This window comes from Rhodococcus sp. B10 (assembly GCF_011770055.1).
Lineage (GTDB): Bacteria > Actinomycetota > Actinomycetes > Mycobacteriales > Mycobacteriaceae > Rhodococcoides > Rhodococcoides kyotonensis_B.
In genome coordinates this window covers 17,150-33,097 of sequence record NZ_JAAFYV010000041.1, presented here as the reverse complement: position 1 = coordinate 33,097, position 15,948 = coordinate 17,150, and the positions used below count along the sequence as shown (strand labels likewise).

Sequence of the window (15,948 nt, the reverse complement as noted above, 5' to 3'; positions counted from 1 at the left end):
CTCTCTCGTGATCGATCAGCATGTCTGGTGTGCAAGACACGTCCCAAACGCTCCGCTTTAAGCATATGCTTAACACGCGGTGATGCACAGCATATCTTCCGCCATCCACAGCGCAACGGTTGTGTCACGGTTCCGATCGGGGCATGCACTTACAGAGGAGAGCTTTCGTGACTATTAGGGTGGCTCACACCGGGGAAGCATCGAGCGAGTACTGGCTGTCGGGCCTGCACCCCGACAGTCCACCATCGACGACGGCCTCCAACGCCGCGAACCGGCTGTTGGTCTCCGCTCGCGACGCTTTCTCGACGAACGGCTACCGAGGGACTACCACCCGAGAGATTGCCGCCGGAGCAGGCATGAGCCCAGCAGCGATGTACATCCACTACTCATCCAAACAGGAAATGCTGCTCAAGTTGTGCCTGCTCGGTCACCGTGCGTGCTACGAGAGTCTGCTCGACGCTGCATCTGTCGAAGGTGGACCACGCCAGAAGCTGCGCTCCGCTGTCTACGATTTCACCAGGTGGCACGCTCAGAGCCACGTGGTCGGGCGGATTGTTCAGTACGAGTTGCGTTTTTTGGACCCTGACAATTTTGACCTCGTCGCTGACGTTCGACGCAGCATTCACGCGACGGTTGAGGACATCGTTCGAGATGGCGCCCGTACAGGCGACTTTGCCGTCGGAAGCATCCCCGCGACCACGCTTGCAATCTTGTCCCTGTCGATCGATGCAGTTCGCTGGTTTCCTTCACATGCGGTGTCCGATCCCGAAGAACTGGCGTCTCAGCACGTCTTCCTGGTGGACCGAATGGTCAGCGCAACCCGCTGATCCGGACATCGGCGGCTGCAAATGGAATGTTCCGTATCGCACTCTTGACATGAAGTGTCGTGTGACTCACACTAAGCAAGTGCTCAGTCGCTAAGCAAGAAGTATTGGCTGGCGGCGATAGCCCTCGTACGGCATCGCCACGAGCGCTCGACTGCAACTCGCTTCACCGGATCGACGATTTGAGTATCCCGGTCGTGACCGGTTACGACCCACAGCAAAGGCGTGTGACGTGAACGAATCCACCAGTACCCACCCAGGCCCGTCGGTGACACGAGGCGACGTCACCACCGACGAACTCGCCGATATTGGAGTCGACATTGCAGTCGACTTCCCAGGTTCCACCGCCGCCGACTTTCAGCGGTATCCGGTCCTTTCCGAGGGGGGTTGGTTCATCGTGATTAAGCATCAGCCCAGTTTGACCTCGGTGAGCCGTACACCGTGGACTGCGCTCGGTCCGATCGAGCTGACGTCGAAGAACCTGAACATCTATTGAATCTCATCGGCTCCCTCACCCCTTGTCTCACCGAAATAGGAAGTACACAAACATGATTGGTGTCGACGTCGGAGGAACATTTACAGATGTTGTCTCCATCGAGAACGGCCAGATCAAGACCACGAAGATTTCCACCGATGTACACACCACCGAGCAAGGTGTGCTTGCCGGTGCACGTGAAGTAGCAGTCGATCAAGCTCGGGTCTTCAACCACGCCAGCACCCATGGACTCAACGCAGTCATCACTCGTCGTCTACCCAAGATCGGATTCCTCACCACCGAGGGACACCGAGACATCCTCGACATGGGCCGGACCTGGCGCCCCGCCGAAGGCCTGATGAATCCACAGTGGCGCAGGTCTTACGGCGACGCCAACCGACCTCTGGTGCCGCGCTACCTGCGGCGCGGGATCACCGAACGGGTCACCGCCGACGGCGGGGTGCTCATTCCGCTCGATGTCGAAGCCGTACGCCGCGAACTTCGCGTTCTGCGCGACTGCCACGTCGAAGGTGTCGCGATCTGTCTTTTGAACTCCTATGTCAACGCGCACCATGAGGAACAACTGCGCCAACTCGTCGCCGAGGAGCTCGGCGAGGTACCGGTATCGATTTCGAGCGAAGTATCGCCACTCGCAAAGGAGTTTGCGCGCGCATCGACCACCGTGGTCGATGTCTTCATGCGGTTGATCTATTCGGACTATTCACGACGCCTCGACTCCGGACTGCGAAATCTCGGCTTCACCGGTGACCTCAACTTCGCAGACTGCGCAGCGCAGCTCGTCCACGTCGACGTCGCCATGGAGCACCCGTTCCGTATCGTGTTCGCAGGACCCGCCGCTGGTACGGTCTCGAGCGCGCATTTCGGCAGTTTGATCGGCGCCTCGAATCTCCTGTGTGCAGACGTCGGCGGAACTTCCTGCGACATCAGCCTGGTATCGGACGGAAAACCATTCGTCAACACCACATTCGAGCTCGAGCATGACCTTCTGGTCAACGCCCTGTCCAACGAGGTCACTGCAATCGGCGCGGGCGGAGGCAGCCTGGTGACCATCGACGCCGCGGGTGAGCTGAAAGTCGGCCCGGGTAGCGCCGGATCCGATCCGGGACCGGCGTGCTACGGAACCGGCGGCACGCAGCCGGCCACGACCGACACTTGCCTCTTGATGGGTGTGATCGACCCCGACGGATTCGCAGCCGGGCGGATGAAGCTCGATCCCGAGCTATCGCGCCAGGCATTCGAGAACCTCGACTCCGCTCTGTCGTTCGAGCAGAAAGTCAGCTACGCCTTCAACATCGCGATCAACAACATCGCCGAAGGCCTGACCAACGTCGCGATTCAGCACGGAGTCGACCCACGCGATTTCTCCCTCGTCGCCTATGGGGCCGCAGGCCCGATGCTGCTGCCCGCAGCGTTGAGCTTGGTGCACGCCGCCGAGGTGATAGTGCCCCCGCACCCGGGTCTGTTCTCAGCCCTTGGACTGGTCAGCACCGACTTGGTATACGCCGACAGTCGAAGTGCCTACACATTGTTGACCCCAGACGTCGCGGAGTCAGTGGACAAGATTTTCCAGTCGATGGAGCAGAAGCTCTCCGAGCAGGTACGCGACGAAGACCGCAGCCGCGTCGAATACCAACGCAGCTTCGACGGCAGACTTGCCGGGCAAACCTGGGAAACGCCGTTCATCGACGTGCCCAGCGGCGCAATCGACCCCGACGCGATCGCGACGATGGTCGGCAATTTTCACGACACCTATCAAGAACGGTCGGGCAACCGCTTCGAAGCGCTTCCGGTTCAGGGCGTGACGTATCGGGTCCAAGCTGTCGTACGAGCCGAGAAGGTCCAGTACCCCACGCTTCCCGAACGCCCTGCGGGCGAGGGGCCCACCCCGACCAGATCGATCATCATCAACTACCTCCGCGAGGAACCACTCGACGGGTTCGAATACGACCGCGCGTCCTTGCTTGCAGGCGACACCATCGAAGGTCCTGCCGTGATCCGAGAACCACTGTCCACGACGTTCGTCGTACCGGGGCAGACAGCGACAGTGGGACCGCACGCCGAACTTCGAATCAGGGAGCAGTGAGAAACGACATGAGCGACACATCGAAACAAACGGATCTCAAATCTCTGTCGGAGAACGAATTCGCCGACAAGTATCACTGCGACCGATTCAGCGCATCGGTTCTCTCGGCCCGCATGCGGTACGTGGTCCAGCACATGTGCACCGGACTGCTCAACAACGCCTTCTCGGTCATTCTGCGTGATTGGTACGACTTCGCAGCCGTGATCTCGGGGCCCCCTGCCATGAACTACCCCACCTCCGCTGTGAGCAACAGTCTCGCACTGTTCTTCGGCAGCATCTCCGAAGCGGTCCGCAACACCGTGGAAGAGTACGGAGTCGAACTCCTCCAACCCGGTGACGTACTGATCTGCAACGACCCGTATCGCGCAGGCACGCATGTCAACGACGTCTGCTTCGTCCGCCCGGTCTTCTCCGGTGGGGAGATCGCATCGTTCGTGACATTGCGCGCTCACCAACTCGACATGGGCGGAATCGTTCCGGCTGGATTCAGCGGAACCAAGAAGAACGTATACGAAAATGGTCTGGTCATCGCCCCGATGTTGCTCTATCGCAACGACAAACCCATCGCTCAGTCGTTCAACCTCATCTTCGACAATGCGCGCTACGGGGAATTGCTGCTCCCGGACATCAAGACAATCTTCCAGAACCTTCTGCTGGGCGAGAAGCTCATCCTCGAATCCATCGATCGCTACGGCATTGACGCTTACCTCGGATCGATCGGTTATAGCACCGACGTTTCGGCCGAAGCTATGCAGTCGGCACTCGAAAGCCTGCCCGACGGTGATTACGATGCGGAAGAAGGTATCGACTCCGACGGCATCGACGACACTCTCGAGTACACCGTCAAACTGAAGATTCGCAAGCGCGGCCCCAACATCGAGCTGGACTTCAGCGGAACATCACCTCAAGCCCGGACCAGCATCAATTGCGGTGCACTGGATACCAAGACTGCTGTCGGTGTCGCACTGAAATTTCTCATCAGCCCACACGTACCGTTCACCTCCGGTGAGTACCGAAATATCGACATCGTGCTTCCCGCGGGAACGTTCATCAGTGCCACCCCACCGGACGGCGCGGTGTTTCTCTACTTCGACAGTTCCGGAGTCGTATTGTTGGCGATTTTCAAGGCGTTGGAAAAAGCCCTCGGTGATCGAGCGGTCGGAGGCGATTACGGCTCACTCAACCTCCACAACGCCAACGGTGTGTTCGAGGACGGAACCCCCTGGAACACCACCGCGCAATGCGGCGGCGAGCACGGACCGTGGGGTGCAACGATGGCCGGCGACGGCGACAGCTATTCCGTCCAGTATCAGCTCAACAACCTCGATCCAGCTACCGAAGCCATCGAAGCGGAAACCCCCGCGGTCGTGCTTCGTAAGCAGTACCAAGTCGATAGCGGCGGCCCAGGCAGACACCGTGGCGGCGCGGCGGTGCTGAAGGACACGCTTTATCTGACAGCGGCCGAACATTTCTCGAGTCCACTGCACACGAAGTCGGCCAGCGGATCCGGGGTCAACGGCGGGAATGCAGGAGCTACGGGCGCGGTGTGGCTGTTCGACAACGACAGCACCGATGTCGTTCGCCACCAGAAGCTCCTCGGCACCACCGACGAGGTCTATGCCTCGTCGGTTCCGGTGGGCGGAGTTGTCGATCCCGTCACGAAGGTAGCCGTCGAAAGTGGCGAATATGCCCACTTTGCCAGTACCCCGGTCTGGAAGACACGACCCAACGCACTGTTCCGCTATCTGACCAACGGCGGAGGAGGGTGGGGAGACCCGTTCGATCGTGATCCCGCGCTGGTTCTTGCTGACGTACGCAACGAGTACGTCAGCATCGAAGGCGCGCGGCGTGACTATGGCGTCGCGATCGTCGGTGACCCCCTCTACGCCCCTGAGCAGTTGGCCGTAGTGGAGTGGGAAACAGCGAAACTCCGACAAGAACGTACCTAAACACTCACGTCGCTCCGCCGTCCCCGTTTCGCACACCAGAGCGCGAAACGGGCACGGCGCCTGCACTCTCGGCGAGCCGTAACCGAAGGGCAATCCACATGGTCGACAAAACCGCTCTCGTGGGTGCCTTGCGCAGCGAGGGCACTGCGATCGAGAACATGGTTCGCGGGTTGCCCGCGGAATATTGGTCCCGGCCAACACCGGCTCCGGGGTGGACAATCGCCCACCAGATCGGACATCTGACCTGGACCGACCACGTCAGCTCGCTGTCCATCGAAACACCCGAAGCTTTCGCGGATATCGCTGCCGCATACGCCGCAGCGCCGACGGGATACGTCGATGACGCAGCATCGGCATATATCGGCGACGATGTAGACGACCTCCTTGAGACGTGGTCCGAGGGACGCCGCCATCTCGCCGATCTCCTCGATGCCCACCCCGGAGGGACGAAGCTGGCCTGGTTCGGTCCGCCGATGAGTAGTGCCACTATGACGACGGCACGTCTGATGGAGACCTGGGCCCACGGCCAAGACATCGCCGATGCACTGTCGTTGCCTCATCCCGCAACTGCCGCACTCGAGCACATTGCGCACCTGGGAGTTCGCACCAGGGGCTTCGCTTACACCAACCGCGGTCAGCCGGTACCCGCCACCGACGTGTACGTCACACTTGCCGGTCCGAACGGCGAACACTGGGAGTGGGGGCCGTCTGGGGCACCGGACGTCGTCGAAGGCACAGCCGAAGACTTCTGTCTTGTTGTCACCCAACGCCGCGCACCCGCCGACACCGGACTACGGACCACCGGGAGTGCAGCCCGGTATTGGCTGACCATCGCCCAAGCATTCGCGGGGGAACCGACCGCGACCCGCCGTAGTGCACTTCCCACTGCCTTGCCGTCCTCACGGCCCGGGGACCACGCATAGCTAACAGAATCGAGCACCCCAACATGACCAACTTGTCGTTCGACTACAACGGCCGATCTGTCCTCGTCACCGGGGGAGCGCGCGGAATCGGATTCGAACTTGCGTCGCTGTTCGCTCGCGCAGGAGCCGACACCACTATCGTCGACAGCGACAGCACGGTGACTTCGAGCGCCGCTGCGACGATCGGTGCGGCACCCGCGATAGCCGATGTCACAGACTCCGCCCAGGTCGAGGCAGTTGTTGCCGACATCATTACGCGCACCGGACGTGTCGATATCTTGATCAACAACGCTGGCATTCTGCGTGACCGCGTGGTGTGGAAGCTCTCCGACGAGGACTGGAATGCGGTCATCGACGTTCATGCGGGTGGAACCTTCCGGTTCACCCGAGCATGCGTTCCGCATTTTCGGGCCCAGTCGTACGGCCGCGTAATCAATGTTGTGTCCTACAGCGGTTTACGTGGCAATACTGGGCAGGCGAACTACGCCACCGCTAAAGCGGGCATCATCGGATTCACCAAGACGGCCGCCAAGGAGCTTGCCGGATTCGGTGTCACGGTCAACGCGATTTCACCGAACGCCGAAACACGTATGGTTGCCTCGATCCCGCAGTCGAAGCGGGAGGAGTTGACGGCGGCGATTCCGCTCGGCCGCTTCGGGAGCCCCTCCGAGATGGCTGCCGCAGTCGGATTTCTGGCGTCCGAGGAGGCCGGCTACGTAACAGGGGTAGTCCTGCCTGTCGACGGCGGCGTCTCTATCTGACTCCTCGACTTTTGGGCTGCCCACCGCAGCCTTGGCGTAGTGGAACGGCGGAGCTCACCAAGGCTGCAGTGATCGGTGGTGATGATGCAGATCAGTAGGTATAGAAGCCTTGTCCGCTTTTGCGGCCCAGTCGTCCAGCTTCGACCATTCTGCGTAGCATCGGCGGCGCGGCATGCTGAGGTTCTCGGAATTCGTCGTAGAGCGACTCCGTGACAGCCAATACGACATCGAGGCCGACGGTATCGCTGAGTCGAAGTGGCCCCATCGGGTGTGCGCAGCCGTTGACCATGCCAGCGTCGATGTCGTCTGCAGTCGCGAAACCTGACTCGAGCATCCGGATCGCGGAGACTAGATAGGGCACCAGTAGTGCGTTGACGATGAATCCTGCGCGGTCACCAGATCGAATTGTCTTCTTGCCCAGCCGGTTCGTAGCATAGTCCGTTACCGCTGCGACAACGTCGTCCGAGGTCCGTAAGCTCACCACGATTTCCACCAGCGGAAGTACGGGCACGGGGTTGAAGAAATGGACACCGACCACCCGCTCGGGCCGAGATGTCGCGTTGGCGATACGGATGACCGGGATCGAGGAGGTGTTGGTCGCCAGAATCGTGGTGTCGGGGACGATATCGTCCAGGCGCGTGAAGAAGTCGACTTTGACCTGCTCGATCTCTGGTGCGGCCTCTATCACCAGTTCGCGGTCCGCGAAGTCGCCGAGATTCAGGGTCACGTCGACTAGGTTGCGCGCGGCGTCCGCGGCGCCCTGGGTGAGCCGTCCACTGTTCACCGCGCGAGCGAGCGAGGTGTCGATGCGCTGCGATGCTGCTGCCGCCGATGCAGTGTCTCGTTCGAGCACGAGAACTGGATCACCGGCTCTGGCAACGACTTCTGCGATTCCAGCCCCCATCGTTCCGCCGCCGATGACCCCAACCTTGTACATGCGTCCGTTCTCCTTCGAGTGTGTTGTGCAGCTATGGCAGTGCCCGTGCGCGCCTCGGGCAGCTCGTCAGAGCTCAAAGAGCCCAGCAGCGCCCATGCCACCGCCGATGCACATGGTGATCACGACGTACCTGCTTCCCCGCCTGCGGCCTTCGAGCAGTGCATGTCCGACCGCTCGTGCGCCGGTCATGCCGTACGGATGCCCGATCGAGATGGCGCCTCCGTCGACGTTGAAGCGATCGGGGTCGATTCCGAGAAAGTCGCGGCAATACAGCGCTTGAGAGGCGAAGGCCTCGTTGAGTTCCCAGAGATCGATGTCGTCGATCTTCAGATCGTGCTGTCGCAGCAGTTTGGGGATCGCGAAGACCGGACCGATGCCCATTTCTTCGGGGCCGCATCCCGCGACAGCCATACCCCGGTAGGTTCCCAAGACATCGAGTCCGCGTTGTTCAGCCTGCGCGCGCTCCATCAGTACCGACGCCGAGGCGCCGTCGGAGAGCTGGGACGAGTTGCCGGCAGTGACGCTGGCGTGGTCGCTGACCTCGCCGTCCTTCAGCACGGTCCGCAGTGCATTCAGACCGTCCAAAGTCGTCGACGGGCGATTGCCCTCGTCGAGGCTCAATGTGACGACTTCTTCGTGTGTTTCGCCGGTCTGTTTGTCGGTGACAAGGTTCGTTGCTGTGGTAGCGACGATTTCAGCATCGAAGTGGCCTGCGGCCTGTGCCGCAGCAGTGCGCTGTTGGGAGAGCAGCGCGAATTCGTCCTGCGCCTCCCGCGTGATGCCGTATCGTTGGGCGACGATCTCGGCGGTGTGCAGCATCGGCATGTACGTCTGGGGAAGTTGCTCCATCAGCCAGGGATCACGGGCGCGGTAGGTGTTCGCATGGTCGTTCTGCACGAGCGAGATCGACTCGACTCCACCTCCGATTGCGACGGTCATTCCGTCGGCGATGATCTGCTTGGCCGCGGTGGCGATGGCCATCAATCCGGAGGAGCACTGACGGTCGATAGTCATACCGGGCACGGTCACGGGAAGCGATGCCCGCAGTGCGGCCTGGCGGGCGATGTTGAGCCCGGAAGCGCCTTCTTGCATAGCGCATCCAAGTACGACGTCGTCGATGTCGGCGGGATCGACTCCGGCTCGTTCGACTGCTGCGGTGATGGCGTGGGCAGCGAGTTCTTGCGGTGAGGTGTTGTTGAACGCACCGCGGTAGGCCTTGCCGATCGGGGTTCGGGCGGTCGAGACGATGACAGCTTCGCGGGACACGAGTGATGCCTTTCGGTCAGAGGGATGTCGGCGCTGAAAGCGCGGAACGGCGGGCGTTTCCGAGGGCGACGAACTGATCGACTGCAGCAGCATCGTCGATGGAGTCGATGCTGAGCACGTCGTCGCGAGCGGCTCCCTGCAGGATGCGCTTGAGTGGTACTTCGATCTTCTTGCCCGTGCGGGTGTGCGGCAGGGATCGGACGGCGATCACCTCGTCAGGGACGTGTCGCGGTGAGGCTTGGGTCCGGATGACTTTTCTGATCTCGGCGACGAGTGCGTCGTCGAGTTCGATTCCGTCGGCGAGTACGACGAACAGTGGCATCCAGTAGCTGCCTTCGCTTTCGTCGACTCCGACAATGAGGGATTCGACGATCTGCGGGAGCTTTTCGACTGCTTGGTAGATCTCGGAGCTGCCCAGGCGTACGCCGTGGCGATTGAGAGTCGAGTCGGACCGGCCGTGCATGACCACGCTGGCGTCGGTGGTGATTGCGACCCAGTCGCCGTGTCGCCACACTCCGGGGAAGTGTGCGAAGTAGGCGTCGTGGTAGCGGGCTCCGGTCGGGTCGTTCCAGAAGAACACCGGCATCGACGGGATCGGCTTGGTGATCACCAGCTCGCCGACCCCTCCGATCAGCGCGTTGCCGTCGCTGTCCCATGCCTGCATGGCCATTCCGAGTCCGCGTGCGCTGAGCTCTCCGGGCCATACCGGGGTTGTGGGGGCGCTGCAGGCGAACGCGGTGACCGCGTCGGTACCGCCGGTGGTCGACGACAGTTGTATGTGGGGACCTACGTTGTCGCGTACCCAGTGGTACGAGGCGGCGGGCAGTGTCGATCCGGTGGAGCCGATGGTGCGCAGTGCGCTCAGTTCGAAGCTGTCCTTGGGCACCAGCGCTGCCCGTTCGCAGGCTTGTAGGTGACCGGGGCTGGTTCCGAGGAAGGTGACGTGGTGGGTGTCGGCGATGCGCCAGAGTGTGCCGACGTCGGGATAGGTGGGGTTGCCGTCGTAGATGACAGCGGTGGCCCCGGTCAGCAGGGAGGACACCACGACGTTCCACATCATCCAGTTGGTGCTGGTGTACCAGAACAGTCGCTCGCCCGTTCGTAGGTCCATGTGCAGACCCAGCAGCGAGAGTAGTGAGAGCAGTACACCGCCGTGACTGTGTACGATGCCCTTCGGCAGTCCTGTTGTCCCCGAGGAGAACAGTACCCACAGCGGGTGGTCGAATGGCACTGCTCTGTAGTGGGGGGCGGCCTCGAAGTCGACAACGTCGTTCCACCGGGTGACGTCGGTGTACTCCTCGCCGGCGAAGGCGTCCGGGGTGTGATGGTCCACCACGATGGTGTTTCGGACGGTGGGCAGGCCCCGTCGAATCTTGGCCAGCTCGTCGCGACGGTCGTAGTGGCGGCCGTTGTAGCTGTATCCGTCGGCGGCGATCAGGACGATGGGTTCCAGTTGTCCGAATCGGTCGATGACCGCTGTCGCCGCGAAGTCCTGCGCGCACTGCGACCAGATCGCGCCGACCGAGGCCGCGGCGAGAAATCCGATGACTGCATGTTGGCCGGGCGGAAGGTACCCCACGACCCGATCGCCCTGCGCGACACCGTATTGACGCAGTGTCACTGCCAACGCGGCCACGCGTGAACGCAACTCGTTCCAGGTGACAGTAGTTTCCCTGCCGTTTTCCTGAATGCAGATCAGGGCAGCGGAGTCGGTGTGTTCGTTGGTCAGCGCATACTCGGCGTAGTTGACGGTGGCACCGGCGAACCATTGCGCTCCGGGCATCGTCTCTTCGGCAAGAGCGCTTGTGTACGGGGTGTGTGAGTGGATGTCGAAGTAAGTCCACACCGCTTCCCAGAAGTCCCCGATATTGTCGGTCGACCAGGTCCACAGGCCGGTGTAGTCGAGCGGGTCACCGACGTCGGCGGCGAAACGCTTGTCGGCGAAGATGGAGAAATCGGCCAGTGTCGACGCCCCGGCCTGATCGGGATCCGGTACCCAGATTGGCTGTGGCCGATCGTCGTTGGGTGGTGTGGTGTTCATGAGCGGGTCGCCTTTCGGTCGCTCGCCACCGGAGCCGACCGAGGATGCGTCGGGCGGTTCGGGTGTGTTTCGCGGGTGGTTCAGGGATGCGTGGTCGCAGTGGCTGCGATGAGGTGGCGTTCGAGCCTTTCGGCGGCTGCTCGGCGACTTTCCGGTGTCCAGGACAGCAGTCCCGATCCAGTCTTGGCTCCCAGGTGTCCTTCGCCGATGAGCTTGGAGAGCAACGGCGAGGCGTGGTCGTCGTTGTTGAGGGTGGGGAAGAGGTAGTTGTGTACCGCGGCGGCCAGATCGAGCCCGACGTAGTCGGCGTTCTCGAGCGGACCCATCACGGCGAGACGGAGCCCGAAGCTGTTGCGCGCTACCAGGTCTACAGTTTCCGCGTCGCAAACGCCCTCTTCTACCATTGAGATCGCCTCGCGCCACATTGCATGCTGGAGGCGGTTGCCGATGAATCCTGGGATGTCTCTGCGAACGTGCACGGGTATCTTGCCTGCGGCGGTGAGGATGTCGAAGATCCAGTGCGCGGTGTCGGCCGCGGTGCTTTCACCGTGCACGACCTCCACCAGCGGCACCAGATGCGGGGGATTGAACCAGTGCGTCCCGACTACGCGTTGAGGGTCGACCGTCTCGCGTGCGACATCGCTGATCTTGAACACCGAGGTGTTGGTGGCCAGGACGGCGCGAGGCAGGAGTGCGCCGAGGTTGGAGAACAAGTTCTGCTTGAGTTCGAGAATCTCCGGGACTGCCTCGATAGCGAGGTCGGCGCCGGTCACCGCGTCTTCGAGCGAGGATGCCAGGCGAATTCGGCCTGCAGCGGCGGTGTCTCGTCCGAGGCTGCTCAGCTGTGCACGCACCCGCTCGTGGACTACCTTCAACGCCGCGTCCGAGGGGTCGTACACGGTGACCGCGGCGCCGGCGGCCGCGAATACCCCGGCGATGGAGTGCCCCATCAAGCCTGCCCCGACCACGACAACGGTGAGACTTTCGATGTTCTCTGGCCGGTCGTAGAATCCGGGCTGGCTCATGGTGGTGTCCCTTTCGATTGGCACTGATGCGGCCGTACATGGTCTTGATCGCATCGCTGCGCTGTCGTGCTCTGGATCACGATATCGACAATCGTGCGCCTCGCACGATGGAAGAATCTAACTCCGAATCGGCCGATTCATGTGAAAAATTGACACCACAGGGTCTGGTTCACAAGTGCTGGACTGGCTGAGAGGGCGCCGGTGCAGTGTCGGCCGACGGTGGGATTGGATCGGTGAGGTCGGACGGTGTCCGGGCGAATAGTCCCAACCGGGGCAGCGGAAGTTCGCGGCCACCTGTGATGCCGTCGGGTCGAAGTAGAAGGACGAGCACGAGGACTGCGGCTACGACGAGTTCGCGGGTGCCGGAGGGAAGGCCGATCGACAGACCGAGAACGTCGCCACCTCCTTGCCATTGTTCGAAGACGTAGGACACTGCGCTGATCGCGGCAGTACCGGCTACGGCTCCGAACAGGCTTCGGCTGCCGCCGAACACGAGCATCGCCAAAGTGATGAACGTGACCGACAGGAAGAAGTCGTTGGCCGAGAAGCTGCCTACCGAGTGGCCGTAGAGGCCACCGGCTATTCCGAACATCAATGCGCTGAGGGTGAAAGCGATTCGGCGTTCGCGAGCAACATTGATTCCGACCGCGCGGGCGGCGACTTCGTCTTCGCGGGCTGCTCGTACGCGCAGCCCGAACCGGGTCTGTTGGTAAACAAAGGCCACGACGATGGCGATCAGAGCCCATCCGAGCATCAGATTGACATTGGTGTCGGTAGGTATGCGGGTGAGATTTCCGCCGCCGCTCGATCCGGGTTTCCAGTTGGCGAAGAACGTGTGCACGATCAGCAGCAGGGCAAGCGTGCCGATCGAGGCACCGATGCCGGTCAGGCGCATCAGCGGAATCGAGACGATGTAGGCGAGGACTGCGGCGACGGTTCCACCCAGCACGATCGCGACCGTCGTTCCCAGGGTCGTGTTCTGAAACAGGGCGGGCGCGTTCGGAATGATGACGCCTTTGGCGATCTGGGGGATGGTGAACATTCCGCAGATGTAGGCCCCGACGGCCATGAAACTCACCTGTCCGAACGAGACGACACCGGAGTTGCCGACGAACACCGACAAGCCGACCACCATGATGAGGTTGATCAGGGCGATGATCAGGACCTGATCGAGGCCGGGGCTGTGGCCGGCCAGCGCCAAGCACACCACGGAGACACCGATGCACAGCCCGAGGGCGGGCCACATGCGGCCGGTAAGTCGGCGTGTAACTACTCGAGCTCTGTTCATCATCAGACACGTTCCTTGGCGAAAGCGGGGGGAAGTAGACCTTGGGGGCGGGCGAGCAGCATTGAGATGACGAGAACGAAGACGAAGGCGTCGCGGTAGACCTTGAGCGGATCCGGCAGGGCGGTCTGCAGAAGTACTGTCACGATTCCCAGGAGCAAGCCGCCCACGGCCGCGCCGGACAGCGACCCGATACCGCCGACGACCACGGCAATGAAGGCGATGATGACCGGCTGCACGCCGAAGTCGGGGGTGACGGTGGCGGTGCTCACGGTCAGCAGGACTCCAGCTACTGCGGCCAGGGCGCCGCTGATAGCAAAGGCATAGGCGATGACCCGATTGGCTTTGACTCCGAGCAGGCGAGCCATGGCGAAGTCTTCGGATGCGGCGCGCAGTTGTCGACCGACTCCGGTCTTGTTGAACAGCACGGTCAATGCCGCGACAATCACGATGGTTGCGCCGATGGTCACCAGATTGAACACGCTCACACGGACGCCGCCGATGGAAATGCTGTTGATCAACGCGGAACCGAAGTCGAGGGTCTTGGGTCTGCTTCCTTCGATCATCAAGATGCCGTTCTGCATGAAGTAGCTGACGGCGAAGGAGACGATGAGCAGAGTGGTCGGGGGTGCTGCGCGTACCCATCTGAAGACCAAGGAGTCCATGGCCAATGCGGCGAGGACGGTGACAATCACCGCTACGACGAGCACGATCGGCCAGTAGAGCCCGACCACGAGGACCATTGTGTAGCCGGTGACGGTCATCAATTCGCCGTTGGCGAAGTTGACAATTCGGGCGACGCCGAAGATTACTGCGACGCTGAGCGAAAACAGGGCGTAGAGCGCACCGAGGCTCAGGGCATCGATGCCGCTTTGAACGAACGTGGTCATCAGGATTCCTCGGTGTGTGGGGAGAGCCCGAAGTAGGCGTCGAGTGCTCCGACGTGGTCGTGGTCTTCTTCTGCTGTAATGGAGCCTTGACGCAGGAGAAGTGCGCGGTCCGCGATTGCTGCTGCACGCCGGGCGTTTTGTTCGACGAGAACGACTCCGATTCCGTCGCGTCGAAGCTCGTCGAGCAGTGCGAAGATTTCGTCGATCACTTTGGGAGCCAGCCCGAGTGAGGGCTCGTCGAGGAGAAGGATCGACGGTTTGGCAATCAAGGCACGGGCGATGGCCAGCTGTTGCTGTTCGCCGCCCGAAAGAAGTCCCGCCGGTCCGCTGGCCCGAGCGGCAAGGATCGGGAAGCGGTCCATCAAGTCGCGGATGTCGCGGTGCGCTGCGGGCTTGTCCTTGCGTGAGGCAGTTGCCACCTGGAGATTTTCACGCACGGTGAGGCTGGCCAAGATGCGGCGACGTTCGGGCACAAGAGCGAGTCCGCGAGCGACGCGGGTCTCCGGCGGCAGGGTAAGCAGAGCGGCACCGTTCACAGTGACGGTGCCGCTCACCCCGCTGCGCAGTCCGCCTGCGATGGCGAGCAGGGCACTGGACTTGCCTGCCCCGTTGGCACCGACAATGGTGACGATTTCGCCCTCGGCGCAGCTGAAGCTGATGCCTCGAACAGCCGCGACGGGCCCGTAGGTGACGGACAGATTCTCAACTGTCAGCATCGTCGACTCCTAGATATGCTGCGATGACTTCTGGGTGGTCGCGGATCTGCGCCGGTGTTCCGAGAGCCAGCGGTGCCCCCTGTGCGAGAACGAGAATGCGATCACTCAGGCGCATCACCAGAGCCACGTCGTGTTCGATGAGCACGATGGCTGGGTTGTGGGTTCGACGGATCGAGTCGATGGCGTCGCCCAGTTCGATGGTTTCCTGCTCGTTCAGACCTGCCGCGGGTTCGTCCATCAGGATCAGCTGCGGCTCCATCGCCAGGCACCTCGCGATGGCGAGGCGGCGTTGGTCGCCGTAGGGCAGGCTTCCGGCTGTGGTACGGGCTCGGTCCGCCAGTCCTAGGACTTCGAGCGCCTCGGCGGCGTGGGCTCGGGCTTTCTTGCGGCCTGCTCGGCTCAAGGCCGCAACTTCGATGTTCTCCTCGACGGTGAGGTGGTCGAAGAGGCGGACACCCTGGAAGGTTCGAGCCAGGCCGTGATGAGCTCGTTCGGTTGCCGACATCGTGGTGGCGTCGGTTCCAGCGAGGTGCACCGACCCGGTGGTGGGTCGCTGAAAACCGCTGATGACGTTGACCAGAGTAGTTTTGCCTGCCCCGTTCGGTCCGATGAGTCCAAGTAACTCACCTGGTGCTACCTCGAACTCGACTCCGGAGAGCGCTTTGAGACCGGAAAAAGTGACGCTGACGTCCCTGACAGCAAGGCTTGCGGTGGTAGTGCGGGCCGAAGACGGGTCGGTGATGGTATTCATC

Annotated in this window: 14 protein-coding genes; 6 read left to right on the top strand and 8 right to left on the bottom strand. The window is 61.9% G+C overall.

What is annotated here, in order from left to right:
• The first annotated feature begins 143 nt into the window (after positions 1-143).
• From RhoFasB10_RS22395 to RhoFasB10_RS22370, 6 genes are all read left to right on the top strand, one after another.
• Complete coding sequence (locus RhoFasB10_RS22395; RefSeq protein WP_277345904.1) at positions 144-827, top strand: TetR/AcrR family transcriptional regulator; 684 nt, start codon at positions 144-146, stop codon at positions 825-827.
• A gap of 229 nt (positions 828-1,056) precedes the next feature.
• A complete protein-coding gene (locus RhoFasB10_RS22390; protein ID WP_206031234.1) occupies positions 1,057-1,320 on the top strand; it encodes a hypothetical protein in 264 nt (87 codons plus the stop codon).
• 52 nt (positions 1,321-1,372) lie between these two features.
• Complete coding sequence (locus tag RhoFasB10_RS22385) at positions 1,373-3,403, top strand: hydantoinase/oxoprolinase family protein (protein ID WP_167678632.1); 2,031 nt, start codon at positions 1,373-1,375, stop codon at positions 3,401-3,403.
• Positions 3,404-3,411: 8 nt separating this feature from the next.
• On the top strand, positions 3,412-5,352 hold the full coding sequence (locus RhoFasB10_RS22380; RefSeq protein WP_167678630.1) for a hydantoinase B/oxoprolinase family protein: 1,941 nt from the start codon (positions 3,412-3,414) through the stop codon (positions 5,350-5,352).
• Positions 5,353-5,450: 98 nt separating this feature from the next.
• Positions 5,451-6,275 (top strand): TIGR03084 family metal-binding protein, encoded by an 825-nt coding sequence (locus tag RhoFasB10_RS22375; RefSeq protein ID WP_167678628.1) that lies wholly within the window; start codon positions 5,451-5,453, stop codon positions 6,273-6,275.
• A 23-nt stretch (positions 6,276-6,298) separates the two neighbouring features.
• The gene (locus RhoFasB10_RS22370; protein WP_167678626.1) at positions 6,299-7,036 is read left to right on the top strand and encodes an SDR family NAD(P)-dependent oxidoreductase; all 738 of its coding nucleotides are present in this window, start codon (positions 6,299-6,301) and stop codon (positions 7,034-7,036) included.
• 91 nt (positions 7,037-7,127) lie between these two features.
• On the opposite strand, the gene RhoFasB10_RS22365 is transcribed toward RhoFasB10_RS22370, so the two are convergent.
• From RhoFasB10_RS22365 to RhoFasB10_RS22330, 8 genes are all read right to left on the bottom strand, one after another.
• Positions 7,128-7,973, bottom strand: coding sequence for a 3-hydroxybutyryl-CoA dehydrogenase (locus tag RhoFasB10_RS22365; protein ID WP_167678624.1), 846 nt, complete (start codon positions 7,971-7,973; stop codon positions 7,128-7,130).
• 66 nt (positions 7,974-8,039) lie between these two features.
• A complete protein-coding gene (locus tag RhoFasB10_RS22360; protein WP_346764462.1) occupies positions 8,040-9,239 on the bottom strand; it encodes an acetyl-CoA C-acyltransferase in 1,200 nt (399 codons plus the stop codon).
• A gap of 16 nt (positions 9,240-9,255) precedes the next feature.
• A complete protein-coding gene (locus RhoFasB10_RS22355) occupies positions 9,256-11,280 on the bottom strand; it encodes an acetoacetate--CoA ligase (RefSeq protein WP_167678620.1) in 2,025 nt (674 codons plus the stop codon).
• Between the two features lie 80 nt (positions 11,281-11,360).
• The gene (locus RhoFasB10_RS22350; RefSeq protein WP_167678618.1) at positions 11,361-12,305 is read right to left on the bottom strand and encodes a 3-hydroxyacyl-CoA dehydrogenase NAD-binding domain-containing protein; all 945 of its coding nucleotides are present in this window, start codon (positions 12,303-12,305) and stop codon (positions 11,361-11,363) included.
• Positions 12,306-12,474: 169 nt separating this feature from the next.
• On the bottom strand, positions 12,475-13,596 hold the full coding sequence (locus tag RhoFasB10_RS22345; protein WP_167678616.1) for a branched-chain amino acid ABC transporter permease: 1,122 nt from the start codon (positions 13,594-13,596) through the stop codon (positions 12,475-12,477).
• Positions 13,596-14,480 carry a branched-chain amino acid ABC transporter permease gene (locus RhoFasB10_RS22340; RefSeq protein ID WP_167678614.1) on the bottom strand — a complete coding sequence of 295 codons (885 nt, stop codon included), beginning with the start codon at positions 14,478-14,480 and terminating at the stop codon, positions 13,596-13,598. Before RhoFasB10_RS22340 ends, RhoFasB10_RS22345 begins: the two co-directional genes overlap by 1 nt.
• Positions 14,480-15,196 carry an ABC transporter ATP-binding protein gene (locus RhoFasB10_RS22335; protein ID WP_167678612.1) on the bottom strand — a complete coding sequence of 239 codons (717 nt, stop codon included), beginning with the start codon at positions 15,194-15,196 and terminating at the stop codon, positions 14,480-14,482. The genes RhoFasB10_RS22340 and RhoFasB10_RS22335 overlap by 1 nt, the downstream gene beginning before the upstream one ends.
• The gene (locus RhoFasB10_RS22330; RefSeq protein ID WP_167678610.1) at positions 15,183-15,947 is read right to left on the bottom strand and encodes an ABC transporter ATP-binding protein; all 765 of its coding nucleotides are present in this window, start codon (positions 15,945-15,947) and stop codon (positions 15,183-15,185) included. Before RhoFasB10_RS22330 ends, RhoFasB10_RS22335 begins: the two co-directional genes overlap by 14 nt.
• Position 15,948: the final 1 nt, after the last annotated feature.